12 protein-coding genes are annotated in these 15,033 nt (G+C 60.8%); 1 reads left to right on the plus strand and 11 read right to left on the minus strand.

Going from position 1 to position 15,033, the window contains the following annotated elements; all coding sequences use genetic code 11:
- Positions 1-9: 9 nt before the first annotated feature.
- The 9 genes from DWV32_RS05300 to idi form a co-directional block, all read right to left on the minus strand.
- The gene (locus DWV32_RS05300; RefSeq protein WP_117757471.1) at positions 10-1,158 is read right to left on the minus strand and encodes an amino acid ABC transporter permease; all 1,149 of its coding nucleotides are present in this window, start codon (positions 1,156-1,158) and stop codon (positions 10-12) included.
- Positions 1,159-1,167: 9 nt separating this feature from the next.
- Positions 1,168-2,094: a transporter substrate-binding domain-containing protein gene (locus DWV32_RS05305; RefSeq protein ID WP_117757472.1), complete on the minus strand. Its 927-nt coding sequence runs from the start codon at positions 2,092-2,094 to the stop codon at positions 1,168-1,170.
- 280 nt (positions 2,095-2,374) lie between these two features.
- Positions 2,375-3,268, minus strand: coding sequence for an aldose 1-epimerase family protein (locus tag DWV32_RS05310; protein WP_117757473.1), 894 nt, complete (start codon positions 3,266-3,268; stop codon positions 2,375-2,377).
- Between the two features lie 79 nt (positions 3,269-3,347).
- On the minus strand, positions 3,348-4,217 hold the full coding sequence (locus DWV32_RS05315; RefSeq protein ID WP_117757474.1) for a hypothetical protein: 870 nt from the start codon (positions 4,215-4,217) through the stop codon (positions 3,348-3,350).
- A gap of 195 nt (positions 4,218-4,412) precedes the next feature.
- Positions 4,413-5,282 (minus strand): MerR family transcriptional regulator, encoded by an 870-nt coding sequence (locus DWV32_RS05320; RefSeq protein ID WP_117757475.1) that lies wholly within the window; start codon positions 5,280-5,282, stop codon positions 4,413-4,415.
- A gap of 92 nt (positions 5,283-5,374) precedes the next feature.
- The gene (locus DWV32_RS05325) at positions 5,375-5,953 is read right to left on the minus strand and encodes a UbiX family flavin prenyltransferase (protein WP_117757476.1); all 579 of its coding nucleotides are present in this window, start codon (positions 5,951-5,953) and stop codon (positions 5,375-5,377) included.
- Positions 5,954-5,990: 37 nt separating this feature from the next.
- Positions 5,991-7,478 (minus strand): UbiD family decarboxylase, encoded by a 1,488-nt coding sequence (locus DWV32_RS05330; RefSeq protein ID WP_117757477.1) that lies wholly within the window; start codon positions 7,476-7,478, stop codon positions 5,991-5,993.
- A 142-nt stretch (positions 7,479-7,620) separates the two neighbouring features.
- Positions 7,621-9,078, minus strand: coding sequence for an SLC13 family permease (locus DWV32_RS05335; protein ID WP_199576992.1), 1,458 nt, complete (start codon positions 9,076-9,078; stop codon positions 7,621-7,623).
- Between the two features lie 243 nt (positions 9,079-9,321).
- Positions 9,322-10,269, minus strand: a complete 948-nt coding sequence (gene idi / locus DWV32_RS05340) for an isopentenyl-diphosphate Delta-isomerase (protein ID WP_158566082.1) — start codon at positions 10,267-10,269, stop codon at positions 9,322-9,324.
- A 152-nt stretch (positions 10,270-10,421) separates the two neighbouring features.
- On the opposite strand from idi, the gene DWV32_RS05345 reads away from it, so the two are divergent.
- Complete coding sequence (locus DWV32_RS05345; RefSeq protein ID WP_233540415.1) at positions 10,422-11,666, plus strand: MFS transporter; 1,245 nt, start codon at positions 10,422-10,424, stop codon at positions 11,664-11,666.
- A 228-nt stretch (positions 11,667-11,894) separates the two neighbouring features.
- Here the strand turns inward: DWV32_RS05345 and DWV32_RS05350 are convergent, their stop codons facing one another.
- A complete protein-coding gene (locus tag DWV32_RS05350) occupies positions 11,895-13,457 on the minus strand; it encodes a PTS transporter subunit EIIC (RefSeq protein WP_117757478.1) in 1,563 nt (520 codons plus the stop codon).
- 82 nt (positions 13,458-13,539) lie between these two features.
- Complete coding sequence (locus DWV32_RS05355) at positions 13,540-14,865, minus strand: 6-phospho-alpha-glucosidase (protein ID WP_117757479.1); 1,326 nt, start codon at positions 14,863-14,865, stop codon at positions 13,540-13,542.
- Between the last annotated feature and the right edge of the window lie 168 nt (positions 14,866-15,033).

Consider the following 15,033-nt stretch of genomic DNA (forward strand, 5'->3'; position numbering starts at 1 on the left):
GTCTTAAGCCTAGTTAGAGCTGGGCAGCGTGGCAGGAGCCTCGGCGCCGAGCTTTTTGCCAAAGGCCTCGAGCAGGCGGCTCGCCACGAGCGTCAGGATCAGGTAGACCACGAGCGCCACGCAGTAGACCTCCATCTGGCGGTAGTACACGCCGGCGACCGTGGTAGTAGCGTACATGAGGTCGAACACGCCGATGACCGAGAGCACCGACGAATCCTTGATGTTGATGATGAGCTCGTTGGTGAGCGCCGGGATCGCGTTTTTAATACCCTGGGGGAACACGACCTTGCGCATAGCCTGCCACTGCGACAGGCCCAGCGAGCGCGCTGCCTCGGCCTGGCCGGGATCGATGGACTCGATGCCGCCGCGCAGGACCTCCATCATGTAGGCGGTGGAGTTGAGCGAGATGGTGACGAGGCCGGCGGTGAAGGTACTCCAGATCTGGTTGGCCTGGGCGGTCTCGAAGCCCATGCCGCGCAGAACGGTAAAGCCCGCGTAATAGATGAGCAGGCCCTGGACCATCATGGGCGTGCCGCGCACGACGGTGGAATAGACGGTCGCAAAGCCTCGGCCAATGCTCTTAAAGAAGCGCACCAGGTCGTTGTCGACGCGATCGAAGGTCTGGGTGCGCAAGAACACAAAGAGCAGCGCCAAGAAGAAGGCGATGACGGTGCCGAAGGTGGCAAGCGCGATGGTGATCTCGATACCGCGGATAAAGAAGTCGCCGCTCTTGTAGGTCATGTAGACCAAGCTCGACAGAAAGTCGCTGGGATTGGAGTCCGAGACAATGCTCACCTGCACCAGGTCGACAAACGACATGACGCAGCGGTCGATAAAGAAGATCGCCGCGATGGCAACCACGACATAGCTGCCCAGGCGCGCGCCGCGACGGCAACGCTCGGATGCGAACGGCGACGTTTCGCGATAGTCGTTCCAGTGCATAAGCTTGGTGACGAGCGCTGCCACCGATACGACGATCCAGGCCCACAGAATCGCCCAGAGACAATCCTGGAACACGCCCGTGGGCGCCAAGAAGCTCAGCGGCGTTGGGTTGCGCTGGCTAAACGCCAGACCGAGCGCCGCGATAGCGCTCGTGCCCAGATACACATAACGGTGGTCGGCCTTGATAAAGGAGGCCAGACGATTGATAGCTTTCATGCTGCCTCCCTATGCCGGCTGACGGTCGAGGCACGCGTCCCACATCTGGTCGCGCTCCTCCTGGCTGATGCCCTTGAGCGTCTTATCGATAAGTTTGAGCAGCTTGTCCGAGCCCTTGCGGCAGCCGACGTTTGTCGTAACCTCCTGCTTAAAGCCCTCGCCCTCCGCAAAGCGAATGGGCACGATGCCCGGGTTTTGGGCCATATAGCCCTTCTCGTTTTCGGTGTTGTAGGTCACGGCGTCACAAGTGCCCTGCAGCAGGTTCGAGAACACCGTGGGTACCGAATCGACCGGATTTTTGTGGACGACGCCCGGAATCTCGTCGATGACGGTGTCGAGCATCGTGTCCTTTTGGCCGAGCACCGTGGCGCCGCTAAAGTCGCTGAGCTTGGTCGCGTTTTGGTAGGGCGAGCCCTCTTTTACGAACAGGCCAAAATAGCCGATAAGATACGGCTTGGAAAAGCCGACGGACTCCTCGCGCTCGGGCGTGGCGCTCATGCCGGCGATGATGAGGTCGATCTGGCCGTTGTTAAGCGAATCGATAAGGCCCGAGAAGCTCTGCTTGACGGCAACAGGCTCGCCGCCGAGGGCTTTGCAGACGATCTTGGCGATCTGCACGTCGTAGCCGTCGGCATAGGCGCCCTGCACGTTGTCGATGGGAATGGTGAACTCGCTGGCCTCGGAAACCTGCCAGTTGTACGGGGCGTAGGCTGCCTCCATACCGATGCGGATCTTGTCCTTGCCGATAACGGAATCGGACAGGTCGTCGCGACCGCCGCCCGTCGTGGGCTGAACCACCTTGAGCGTGGACGGACGCTGACAGCCGGCGAGCGCGCCGGCGACGACGGAAGCGCTCGCAGCGAGAGCGCTACCCAAAAAGATGCGACGGCTGCACACCAGCTGTGGATGCGCGTCGCGTTGATGGGGAGAATGCATAATCTGCCTTCCCTGTTGAATCGTATGCTGACGACTTAACAGGATATACGCCAGCGACCAGCAGCGCAGCACAAGCTCGAAAAATTAATAGACACACGGTAGTCATTGGGAACGTCGATGTTTTGGCAATGCCAGCGAGCGCCGCCCAGAGCGAACAAGTTGGCATGAAAAAGGCAAGGCATAGCCCGTCTGGTCATGCCGTGCCTTTTGAATGGCAAATTGTCGCTCTGGGTGGCGCGCAGCGTCGACCGGTCCACCGTTCGTCAGAACGGCGGAACCTCTAGAGCAAGGTGACGCTAAAGCTGCGGACGTCCGTCTCGCCCGGCGCCAGCGTGATGGTGTTGACCTTGTGCTCAAAGATGTCGTCCTCGGTGTCCATGGTGGTGTGGCCGGTCCAGGGCTCGAGCGCCACAAACGGAGCGTCGTTGGCGGCAGACCACACGCCGATGTACTTAAAGCCCTCAAAGTCGATCTTGACGCCGTGGCCCGACTTGCGACCGCGCAGCGTGAGCGTAGAGCCCGGGGTATCGGTGAACATGATGGCGTCGTTATCGAAGCTGCGGTGCGTGATGGGCAGCACGTCCGAGTTATCGGGGGCCTTGTAGCTGCCCTCGAACGTCATGAGGCCATCGGGCGTGATGATGGGAGCCTCGTTGGTCCAAGCCTCGGTAAACGCCAGCTCGTAATCCTCGAACGCCTCGTCTTCGGCACCGGGGGCGGGCACGTTGAATGCAGGATGACCGCCCACCGAGAACGGCAGGGCCACGTCGCCGGTGTTGGTGACGGCAAAGGCCTGCGTGAGCGTGGCGTCGCCGGTCAGGGCATAGGTCATGTTGAGCTTAAAGTGGAACGGGAACGCCTTGAGCGACTCGGGCGTGTCAGTGATCTCGTACGTTACCGAGGAGCCGTCCTCCGAAACCTCGACCAACTTGTGCTCGACGATGCGAGCGAGTCCGTGGCGCGGCATCTCGCAGGTGCCGGCCGCAGATGTCGCCATGTTGTTGCGCAGCGATCCCACGATGGGGAACAGGATAGGCGCATGCTTGCCCCAAAAGGCCGGGTCGCCCTGCCACAGATACTCGTTGCCGTTGAGGGCAAGGCTCGTGAGCTGGGCGCCCATGGAATCGATGGCCGCGATGAGGCCGCCGCGCTTGATGGTAGTGACGGTGGACATGCTACTTCCTCCAATAGTAAACAACGGTGTCGAGGGCTATTGTCCCACTCTTGGCGGCGGGGTTGAGCGACAGGTGCAGTTATTGAGCAATAGCGTAAAGGTCAAACCCGCCCTGCGGCGTGCTATCGACCGTATCGGGCGCCTGTGAATTAAAACTCACCGGAACCATGCGCTTTGAGGCACGGTAACGCGTGCCGTCGGTGGCGACGGGCGGCTCATCGACCGTGAGCTCGTAGTCGCCGGGCTTGAGCTCGATGCCGTCACCTTCGGAATTGACGTATTGGTACTCGTCGATCGCTTGCCCCTTGAGCGTGCGACCCACGATATGGACGAGCATCTGGCTGTCGCCGCGCGCGGTGTCCCACGTCGCGCCGTCCTTGACCTCGACCGATACATGCACCGAGCGCGTGCGGCTGAGCGATTGCTCGACAGACATCTCGACCTTGGCGGCGTCTTGGCGCTGCTGCTCGACATGACCCCAGATGCTGCCGATCGCCGAGCAAGCGATGACGCCGGCCATAAAGGCGATGAGAATGGGGCCGAGCGGAGAGCGACGGCCCGCGTCTTCCTCGCGAGCCAGGTTGGGGCGATGGGTGGGGGCGGGCGCCTGGGCACCCTGCGCGGGCACGTCGAGTATGCTGAAGGATGCCGTGCTGCCGGGGTCGATGGTATGGCGCGGCTGTGGGGTCTTTGCCGGCGAGATCGACATATCAGCCGGCTCGCCGAGCGTGGCCGTGGCATCGGCCTTCGCCTCGTCGGCCTCGGCCTGGGCCCAAGCCTGTTCAAAGGTTAGGGGTTCGGCGGCATCGGAGGCGGCTTCAGGCTCGACACCGGCATCGTTGCCGGTCTCGTCCTCGTCGCTCGACACGTCACACGGCGCGGGCTCGTCCCACTCTTCGTCCGGAGCCTCGCCCTCGCTATACCACCATTCAAAGTTATCGATATCCATACGGGGCGCCCCCTTGGCCTCGCAAATAAACACTTGCCAGCCTTATACCCCCAGACGGCGCTGGAGCTCGCCGGCACAGACAGGAAAAGCGTCACAACATTCGACGCTTTTCCTCGTTTTCGAGATTTTCATCGAATGTTGTGACGGTTTGGGCAGCAGCCACACCACGAATGCGACGAAGGAGCAGTCCCCTTGTCACATCTGGAGGGCGACGGGGATTTGGATGCAGCAGAAGTCCTCTTGGTGGGACTCGTCGTAGCTCGTGGTATCGAGGTAGCAAAAGTCGAAGGCGTTGCCAACGGGCTGGAGCGCGTGCTCGTCCATGCAGGCCACGATGGCGCGGATGCCTTCGGGCTCGTACGGCATGCCCCAGCGGCTCATGCACAGGTATGTGCCCTCGGGCAGCACTTCGATGCCGATCTCTGCCAGCTCGGCGGGATCGCTCGGCAGCAGCTCCTCGACACCGCGCGGTAGCACGGCAAAGGAGCCGGCGCCGGCGACGGGGTCGTCGGAATGCAGCGCCTCGCGACGCAGCATGGCGCCCCAGCCGCGCATGGGACGCGTGCCCGTCAACGTACGCATGCGCAGGATTGCCCGCATGAGCGTAGGGTGCAGCATCGAGCGGCCGCGCTCGATATCGCCCGGAAACTCCTCAAAGACCACGTAGCGACGCTCGAATTGCTTGAGTTCCGGACTGCCCTCGCGCTCGCGCCAGTAGACTGCCTCGTCGTAAAAGCTCAGGCGTTCCTGCACACTCGCGCGCTCGGCTTTGAGCCCGGCAATCTGCTCATCGAGCGCCTGCACCCGCGAGCGCAGGTGATCGGTCATCTCGCCAATGTCGAACGTCGAGGTTAGGCGGTCGATCTCGTCGAGTTCGAGCCCCAGGTCGCGCAGCATGCAAATCAGACGCATGAGCGGGATCTGCGTGGGCGAATAGAAGCGGTAGCCTTTTTCGTTGACCACGGCGGGCTTAAACAGGCCGATCTTGTCGTAGTAGATGAGCGTTTGGCGCGAAACATTAAACAAGCTCGCCATCTCGCTAATCGCATACATGCCCGTCTGCATAAGTCCTCCTGACACATCCTTTTAGCGCACAAAGCCCGCCGCCCACAGGGGCAGCGGGCTCAAACACTACTCGTATCCTACCCTAAAGACGCCTATGACCAGCGCTTATAGTTTGCGCATGACACGCCGACGGCCTCGAGCGCCTTGGCGGCGATGTGGTGCACCGCGTCATCGAGCGTGGCGGGGCCGTTGTAAAACGTGAGCATGGGCGGCATGAGCATGACGCCCGGTACGCGTGCAAGGCGCGCCATGTTGTCGACATGAATGGCGCTGAAGGGCGTCTCGCGCACCATGAGCACCAGGCGGCGCTGCTCTTTCATCTGCACGTCGGCCGCGCGCAACAACAGGTTTTCGCTGTAGCCGCTCGCAATGCCGGCGAGCGTCTTCATGGAGCAGGGTGCCACGATCATGCCATCGACCGGATAGGTGCCGCTTGCGATGGCGGCGCCGATATTCTTGTTGTCGTAGACCACATCGGCATGCGTGGCATACTCGTCAAGCGTCATGCCGAGCTCCTGCTCGATGGTGATCTCTCCCCCGCGCGTGACGACAAGCGCCGACTCGGCACCGGCCTGACGCAGACATTTGAGGCACTCAAGGCCCAGCGCGGCACCGCTGGCGCCAGACACGCCAACGACAATGCGACGGGGACGGACAGAAGACTCAGGCATGACAGCTCCTTACTTAGTTACTCGGTAGGGCTACGTACTAGAAAGCAAGCTCGGCGGCCCACTTGTCCTGGTCGATCTCCATGAACTGCGAGCGGATGAAGTTCTTCTTAAGGTTGAACGGAACCGTGCAGTCGAAGATGGCCTTGCAGGCGATGCCGTGCTCGCGGATCGAAGGATCGAACGCGGGGTCGTTGGACGGATCGAGCACGTGGCAGTGGCAACCGGGGATGGTGATGAGGTCCACGTCGGCCTGGAAGCGCGTGGTCATGGCCCACATCACGTCGCTCATGTCGAAGATGTCAACGTCTTCGTCAACCAGGATCACATGCTTGAGCTCGGAGAATGCCGAGAAGGCGAGCATGGCGGCGTTGCGCTGACGGCCCTCGTCATTTTTGCTCGACTTCTTGAACTGCATGATGGCAACGAACTTGCCGCCGCCGCAGGGGGCGGCGTGAACGTTGAGCAGGCGGCCCGGGATAGCGGTCTCGACCATCTTGTAGATGGAAGCCTCGGTGGGGATGCCCGCCATGGAAACGTGCTCGTGCGAAGGACCGATGCAGCTCTCCATGATGGGATTGACGCGCGTGGTGACGGCGGTGATCTTGATCACCGGGCAGACCTTGGCGCCGCCGGTGTAGCCGGGGAACTCGGGCATGGCGTAGCCGTGGCCGTTGACGTCCTCGTTGATGGTCTCGTCGTGCATGAGGTAGCCCTCGAGCACGTACTCGGCATTGGCAATGCACTTCTGCGGAACGGTGACGCAGTCGGCAAGCTCGACGGCGTGGCCGCGCAGGGCACCGGCGATCTGCAGCTCGTTGAAGCCGAGCGGCGTGGTGGGAGCCTCGAAGCCGCAGCACATGTACACGGCGGGGTCCAGACCGATGGAGATGGAGATGGGCATATCCTCGCCACGCTGGCAGTACTCGTCAAAGAACGCGCCCAGGTGACGGCTGCCGGGGGTAATCCACATGGCGAGCTTGTCCTTGTCGACGCAGGAGAAACGGTGGATGGTCACGTCGGACTGGGAGCCGTCGGGGCTCGTGCCGTAGGCGAGGCCCATGGTGATGTAGGGGCCGCCGTCGACGGGCGTGTTGGTAGGAGCGGGAACGATCTTGCGCAGGTCAAAGCCCTCGTCGGTCGCCTTGTACACGACCTCTTGGCAGTCGACGTGCGCACCCTCGGCGATCTGCTCGGGCGCGATCAGGTTCTCGAAGCGCTTGCCGATCTCGAGGCCCAGGTGCTCCTCGTCCAGGTCGAGCAGAGCGGCAACGCGCTTGCGGCTGGCAAGCATGCCGATGCAGACCTTGGCATCGTCAAAGCCCTTGACGTTGTTGAAGACCATCGCCGGACCCTCTTTGGTCGGGCGCATAACGGTGCCGCCGGCGCCGACGTGACGGTAGACGCCCGAGACCTCGGCGTCCGGGTCGACCTGAGTGTCGGTCTCGAGCAGCTGGCCCGGCATCTCGCGCAAAAAGTCGAGCGCGGAGCGCAGGTCGTGGATCTGGGAAGCATCGGTAGTGGACATAGCATGCTCCTTTCGGGAGAGTGCCCGGCGGCGAGGATGCCGCCGGGCTTGGTAACGTAATGGGGCCGCAGCGCTCATAGATGGGGCGCTCGAGCACTCGCAGTTCAAGCACTCGGCTAATTACAGCCAAGCACTCGACTGCTTACATCAGGCCAAAGAGGTGGAACCAGGCGGCCTCGACCAGCACGACGATAAAGACGACCGCGGTGAGGGGAATACCCATGCGCATGGCCTCTTTGGAGGTGTAGCCGCCGGCGTCCTTGCCCTCGCCGATAAGGATCGGCAGGTTGTGGAACGGCAGGATGTAGTGGATGTTGATGGACGTGAAGACGATGAGCGCCACGGCAAGCGGGCTTACGCTGGAGCCGGCCGCGAAGCTGATGAACGCCGGCACGCACACACCGAGCACGGCCATGACCGAGCCCATGAACATGTGGATGATCATGGAGAGCGCGGCGACGAGCAGGGCGAACAGGAAGATGTTCTCGGGCACGGAGCTGGGAAGCACGACATCGGCGATCCAGGCGTTCATGCCGGTGGCACCGCCCACGGAACCCACGGCCATGGCGGCCGTCAGGAACATGAGGGACTTGATGTCGACAGCATTCCAGCTGGCAGGCGTGAGAACCTCGCCGATGATGGGCATGGCGAGGCAGACGCCGATGGCAAGCGTCACCCAGCCGATGTAATCGCCCGAGACGGTGAGCCACAGCGCGATGGCGATGACAAGCCACACGATGGTGCGGATCTCCTTGACGGAGAGCTTGCCGAGCGCGGCCTGCTTGGCCACGATCTGCTCGCGATCGTAGACGAGCTCCCTGCTGGGCTTAAAGAGGAAGAGGCCCAGGAACAGGGTGCACAGTAGCGCGACCAGCATAGGCACGCTCATGTACAGGAACCAATCGACGAACGACGGGCTCATGCCGCCGGCCTCGGCGCTGTACTGCGCAACGAGCGGGTTGAGCGTGGAGTCGCCCGTCAGGAAGAACATGGAGCCCGGGGCGGCAGCGGCAAACACGAGGAAGCCGAGCTTGCCGCGGTCGTCGTCACCGTAGCCGGCGGACTCAGCGATGACCGAGACGACGGCGAGAATGAGGAAGGCGCGGGGGAACGGATGCGGGATCAGCAGCGACAGCACAAAGGTGAGCGCGAAGATCGAGATGATGAGCGACTTGGCGTCGCGCACGAACTTGAGCATAAACGCATAGGCGATGCGCTCGCCCAGGCCCGACTCCTTGACCGCGCTGGCGATGAGGTAGGCACCAATGACGAGCCACATGGTGGCTTTGGTCCACGAGCTAAACGTGGAGGCGACCGTCGCCGAGATGCTCGCGGCGCCCGTGTCGTCCACGCACACCTTGAATAGAACGAGCAGCGCGCAATAGAGCAGGCCCACAAAGCCCGGCTGCGCCACACCGCATGCCCAGAACACCACCGTGGCGAGCGTCAGTGCCAGACAGGTCTGACCGCCGACCGTGAGCTCGACCGTCGAGCTCAGCTCCGCCAAAGGAAGAAACTTCACCAGCAAAAAGACAACGATACCCAGCACAAAGCCAATTTCGCGCTTGGTGATCTTAAACGCCTTCTTTTCCGCTTCCATCTCCCCACCTTTCTTGTTGGGGGCGCTCCGGATTCGCAACCACGTTGCCGCTTAAAAAGGGGCGCCCGTTATCGGACGCCCCTTACGTTGCGCTGTGTTGTGGCAATACAGTCAAGCGGGATTTTTGGATGAGAAGCGATCCTCTGGGCAAAAACCGTCACAATCTTCGACGCTTTTCCTCGATTTCGAGATTTTCATCGAATGTTGTGACGGTTTGGATATGGCAAAGGGACTGTACCTTTGTTACATAGCGAGGGCCGTACGGATGGATGGGTCGCTGAGTGCCTCGCGGAGCCAGGGGGCCAGCTGCTCGGGGTGACCCTGCAGGTAGCCTTTGAGCTCGGACGGGGCCACGCGACGCACCTCCGAGATCTCCTCTTGGTTGATATGCAGCTCGCCCGGCTCAACATGGGCTGCGAACACCTCGCACCATTCGCACTCGCAGCGGCCGTCGCCGTGATCCTCGCGATACACCACGTGACCGAGGTGCTTGAGCTGGTCGGGCTCGCGCGCAATGCCAAGCTCTTCGTTGATGCGACGCGCCGTGGCGGCCGCGACGTCTTCCCCGGGGAGCGGATGGCCGGCGCAGCTATCGGCCAGCACCCCGCCCCACAGGCGCTTGAGCGGACTGCGGCGGCAGAGCAGCAGGCGCGCGTCCTCGCCCTGGCCCTCGACCAGAAGCGTCAGAAATGCCTGATGCAGGATGCCCTCGCCGGCATGTGCCTCGATGCGATCGACAGGGCCAAGCGCCTCGCCGGTCGCGGCATCGACCGCCACGACCTCGGCGCCTGCACCGCCCTCATCCCAGCCGGCGCGCAGGATGCGCGCGGCGGCCTCCTCGAGCGCGGCGATGAGCTCCTTGGTGGTAGCGAGCACGCGCTGCAGATCGTCCGCAGTCGCATGCTCCACATGAAAGCCCGTGCTTGCAACTACCGGCACGCCAAAGCGCGTGGCCAGCGCCGCCGCGATATCGTGCGCCGGGATCTCATCTCGATGGCACGGAACGGCCAGGATGCTCACGGTCGCCGTGCGACCGGGCTCAGGGCGCGGAATGGCCTGCGCCGTGGCGCCCAGATGCGCGTACTCCGGCGAGCAGGCGTACACCACCATGCCGCGCGGCGTCACCGTCAACTGGGCCTCGAGCGCAAACTTGCCCTCGCCCACTGCAACCTTTGTCGTGTGCATACCCATGGGATCTCCTGTCGCCCGCGATGTACCTGAGACCATCTTCGCCTGTATTGCGACTATACAGGCAAGCGCAGCCTGCGACAAAGGGGGCAGGCACCTGACACATTCTGTTAGAGTTGCAGGGATTGAATCCCGCTTATTCATGCGACATTGGAGTGACAACCTTGACCGCCGCAACCACGCCTAAAAGTAAGTCAACCGCCGCCGCGCTCTCCCCCGCGCGCACCAAGCTCTGCCTGGCGCTGCTCGTGCTGTTGGGCTTCTCGCTCGGCTGCTCGGAGTTCGTGGTCATCGGCATCGAAAGCGACTTGGCAACGGAACTCGGCGTATCACTTGCCACTGCGGGCCAGCTCATCAGCGTGTTCGCGCTCGTCTACGCTATCGCCACGCCGGTGCTCGCGCTCAGCACGGGGCGATTCCGCCGCTACCAGCTGCTCGTGTGCTACAGCATCGTTTTTGTGCTCGGCAACCTGGTCATGGCGTTGGCGCCCAACTTCCAGGTGCTGTTTATCTCGCGCATTGTCCTGGGCTCCGTCTCGGGCGCACTGCTCGCCGTGGGTGTGACGTACATCCCCGAGCTGCTGTCCCCACAGCAAACCTCACTTGCCATCTCGGTGGTATATGGTGCGTTTTCCGTGGCAATGGTCTTTGTGACCTCGATCGGCAAGTTCGTGGCCGACACGCTCGACTGGCACGTGGCCATGTACGGCACGCTGACCTTTGCCGTTCTGATCTGCGGAGCGCTCGTGGCGTTTATGCCGCGCGCTGGGCAAACCGATGAGCCTGCCACCTTTCGCGAGCAGGCGGGTCTGCTGCGCGAGCCGAGCATCATCACCGGCATGCTCATCTTTTTGTTTGGCGTAGGCTCGGTCTATGTGTTCTACGGCTACGTGACGCCTTATCTTGAGCAGGTGCTGGGTATGGGAACCGTTCAGGCGAGCACCACGCTTATGGCCTACGGCGTGTTCTGCCTGGTCTCGAACATCTTGGGCGGATGGATCGACGCGCGTTTTGGCATGAAGGCACTGCTTGTGACGTTTGTACTGCAGGCTGCGGCGTTACTCGGGCTGTTTGCCGTGGGCGGCACCATGCCGCTCGCGCTGGTCTTTGTCTTTAGCTTGGCGTTGCTCATGTACCTGTTCTCGGTGTCGTGCATCACGCACTTTATGGACGTGGCACGCAGCCGCCATCCCAAGTCGATGGTACTCGCAAGTTCGGTTGAGCCCATGGCGTTTAACGTCGGCATCTCGTTTGGCACCGCAGTGGGCGGCGCCGTGGTAAGCAGCGTTGGCATTGCCTACGTTGGCGCGGTTGGTGCCGCGTTCTCGCTTGTGGCCTGGGCGCTCACGCTGGTGACGATTAAGCTGGCACGTTGGGAGCGCAGGCGGGCAAGGGCGTAGAGCGAGGTTCCCTCTAAAACGTCTATCGTTCCAGTCGCGACGCTTACCTGACGACAGGCTAAGCCAGCCCCTTTAGCTGTGGTTCGATCTCATGTACTTCGAATGCACGATTTTCCAGTTTTCGTGTATCCGAAGTACACGAAATGTGCGCGGGGCACCTCAAAGGCGGCGGCAGACGCATTGTCTGCCGCCGCCTTTTATACTGGATTTTATAGATATGCGAGTCGTTTACTCCATACCCAGCAGCTCGCGCATCTGGGTTGCGTAGTTAGATGCCATGTTGCCGTAGACAATCTGCACGCCGCCGTTGACATGCACGATGCCACGCGCTTCGAGCTTTTCGGTAAACTCGGCGTCATCAACCACCTTGTCACAGTCATTGAGCTGGATGCGCAGACGGGTGAAGCAGGCCTCGACAGACTTAATATTGTTGTCGCCGCCCACTGCCTCAACGATGGCGGGAATGAGGTCGCTAATCACGGGCTTGGGAGCCTTTTCGGCCTCATCGTCGGACTCTTCCTCGCGGCCGGGAGTCTTAAGGTCCTTCTTAAGAATGATGAACTTGAAGACGAAGTAGTACACCACGAAGTAGATGGGGCCGAGGAACAGGATAACCTGCCAGTTGGAGCCCTTGGCTGCACCCATAATGCCGTTAAAGATCAACGACAAGAGCGGGCCGCCGAAGGACGCGGAGCCAGCCACGTTGAACTGCAGGATATAGGTCAGCGCATAGGCAAGACCAGCCATGAGAGCGTGGAACACGTAGAGGATGGGCGCGATAAACAGGAAGGAGTACTCGAGCGGCTCGGTAATGCCGGAGAGGATGCAAGGCACCACGATGGCAATCATGAGCGCTGCGGTCTTCTTCTTATTCTTGGGAAGCGCCGTCTTGTAGAAGGCGAGCGCAGCGCCAGGCAGGCCGAACATGGCGAAGATAACCTTGCCGTTCATGACAAAACGGCTGACCTCGATGTTAAACGGCGTGCTGGGAGAGCCCAGGATCGCGTTGTAGATATTGATAGCGCCCTGAACAGTCTGGCCGTCGATGGTCTCGACGCCACCGAGCGACGTGAAGAAGAACGGCAAATAGACAAAGTGATGCAGGCCAAAAGGCAGGAGCATGCGCTCGCCGGCGCCGTAGACAAATGCACCAAAGGCACCCGTAGTCTTGATGAACTCGGACAGCGCACCGAGAGCGTTCTGAATAAACGGGAAAACAAAGGACATGACCAATGCGAGGATGCTGCATGAGAGCAGCGTCACCGCCGGGATAAAGCGCGTGCCGTTGAAAATGGAGAACACGGCAGGCAGCTCAATCTTGTAGTAACGGTTATGCAACCATGCGACGATTGCGCCCACCAGAAGACCACCGATAACGCCAGTGTCGAGCGTGGTGATACCGAGGATCGTGCTCTGGCCCGTCGTAAGATTCGCGGGATCGATGACACCAGTCGCCGTAAGGAACGTGCCCATCACGGAGTTCATGCACATGTAGCCCAAAAAGCCACAAAGCGCCGCGGTAGCCTTCTCGGACTTGGCGAAGCCATAGGCGAGACAAATCGAGAAGATAACCGGGATGTTGTTCATAACGATGCTGGCAGCGGCCTTGAGAATCGAAAAGAAGATCGCAAAGCCCGGAGCAGCAAGCCAGGGAACAGCTGCCGTAAGGGTGGGGCTGGTAAAGGCATTGCCAAAGCCCTGAAGGATGCCGGCGATTGGCAGGATCAGGACAGGCGTCATGAGGACTTTGCCCAGACGCTGGAACTTTGCCAGCAGCTCATCTTTGTTCATGGGATACCCCTCTTAAAGAAACGGGGCGTGCAGTTCTACAACCCACACGCCCCATAACAGTTATCAAGCGCTATGGAACTAGCTACTTAAGCTCCGGCCAGTAATCCTTATTGGCCTCGATGAGCTTGTCGAGCACTTTGCGAGCCTTCTTTGCGTCACCGACCAGACGATTAAGCGTGAGTGCCTGCAGAGCCTTCTCGTAGGAACCCTCCATCCAAGCCTCAACAGTCAGGCGCTCATAGGCGTACTGGTTCTCCATAAGGCCGCGATAGAAGGTACCGATCTTGCCAACAGCATAGGGCTGCGGGCCATTGGCGCCCACGCTTGCCGCGACCTCGACCATGGCGTCATCGGGCATGCCCTCGATAATGCCGTTGTTGGGCACGATGACAATGAAGGTCTTGTTGGTGTTGCGATAAATGGCCGAGGTGATTTCCACGATCATATCGCCATGAGCGTCGTTTTGCACAACCGAGGAGTTCTTTGCGGTGCCGACTTTGGCAACACGCTCGCACTCGGCGAACACGCGCTTTTCACGACCGTTGATAACCTCGTCGGAGCGAGTGTAGTCGGGGTCGAGGTGAGCGACCTTGTACTCGGGATACAGATAGTACTGCAGATAAGTGTTGGGCAGATAGTCGGGGAAGTCCTCGAGCATGTCCTTGACCATGGCGTAGGTATCAAGCCAGGACTGGTCACGCTGCTCGGCATCGGCAGGAAGGAAGCCGTTCTTCTCCGTGTATTCCTTAATCTGCGGGACGAGGTCATGGCCCTCTTCATCGTAGATGTGCTTGAACCAACCGAAGTGATTGAGGCCGAAGTACACGGGCTCCGTCTTGCTCATATCGCGAGCGAGCAGGCGACCGTAAGAGCGCATGAGGTTGACAGGCTGGTCGCAGATGTTGAGGACGCGATGCTCATCGGGCAGGACGCGCTCGAGACCATATGCCACAATAGCAGCCGGGTTGGTGTAGTTGATAATCCACGCCTCCGGGCTATGAGCGCGAACGTCGTTGACGATCTCAACCATGTCATGCATGGAGCGCATACCGTAAGCCATGCCGCCAGGGCCCACCGTTTCCTGGCCGATGATTCCCATATGCAGCGGAATCTTCTCGTCCTTGCTGCGCATCTCGTAGCCGCCGGTACGAATCTGGCAGAGCACAAAGTCAACGTCGGTGTATGCCTCGTCCTTATCGGTGGTGTAACCAAACTCCACACCGGGCTCCTCCTCGGCAAAGAGGATCTTGCCAAACTCGCCGATCGGACGCTGACGCTCGGCATCGATGTCATAGAGCATCACGCGGTTCAGCGGCAGAATGTCCATGTGCTTGGTCAGGGCTTTAAGAATGCCAGGGCACCACGTGGAGCCGCCGCCAACGATCACAATATTGAGCTTATCCTTCATGTTCCGTCCCTCCAGGGTTGGCTGATCGGTGTTCTCGAAGACCTTGGGCTCCGCGGTTGTCCTCGGCTTGCTTCGTTTCGATTGATATTTTGCGACATAAGGTCATTTGCGAGTCCCCGTGTGGGCCAATGCGAAACGGGGACACATGATTTCGCTCACGACACAGAT

The organism is Collinsella sp. AF04-24 (assembly GCF_003465685.1).
Taxonomy (GTDB): domain Bacteria; phylum Actinomycetota; class Coriobacteriia; order Coriobacteriales; family Coriobacteriaceae; genus Collinsella; species Collinsella aerofaciens_AP.

Coding starts and splice junctions, on each gene's coding strand:
- idi (WP_158566082.1), bottom strand. CDS start 10,269: ATGGGTATGCACACGACAAAGGTTGCAGTGGGCGAGGGCAAGTTTGCG.
- DWV32_RS05325 (WP_117757476.1), bottom strand. CDS start 5,953: ATGCCTGAGTCTTCTGTCCGTCCCCGTCGCATTGTCGTTGGCGTGTCT.
- DWV32_RS05330 (WP_117757477.1), bottom strand. CDS start 7,478: ATGTCCACTACCGATGCTTCCCAGATCCACGACCTGCGCTCCGCGCTC.
- DWV32_RS05350 (WP_117757478.1), bottom strand. CDS start 13,457: ATGAACAAAGATGAGCTGCTGGCAAAGTTCCAGCGTCTGGGCAAAGTC.
- DWV32_RS05305 (WP_117757472.1), bottom strand. CDS start 2,094: ATGCATTCTCCCCATCAACGCGACGCGCATCCACAGCTGGTGTGCAGC.
- DWV32_RS05315 (WP_117757474.1), bottom strand. CDS start 4,217: ATGGATATCGATAACTTTGAATGGTGGTATAGCGAGGGCGAGGCTCCG.
- DWV32_RS05335 (WP_199576992.1), bottom strand. CDS start 9,078: ATGGAAGCGGAAAAGAAGGCGTTTAAGATCACCAAGCGCGAAATTGGC.
- DWV32_RS05320 (WP_117757475.1), bottom strand. CDS start 5,282: ATGCAGACGGGCATGTATGCGATTAGCGAGATGGCGAGCTTGTTTAAT.
- DWV32_RS05355 (WP_117757479.1), bottom strand. CDS start 14,865: ATGAAGGATAAGCTCAATATTGTGATCGTTGGCGGCGGCTCCACGTGG.
- DWV32_RS05310 (WP_117757473.1), bottom strand. CDS start 3,268: ATGTCCACCGTCACTACCATCAAGCGCGGCGGCCTCATCGCGGCCATC.
- DWV32_RS05300 (WP_117757471.1), bottom strand. CDS start 1,158: ATGAAAGCTATCAATCGTCTGGCCTCCTTTATCAAGGCCGACCACCGT.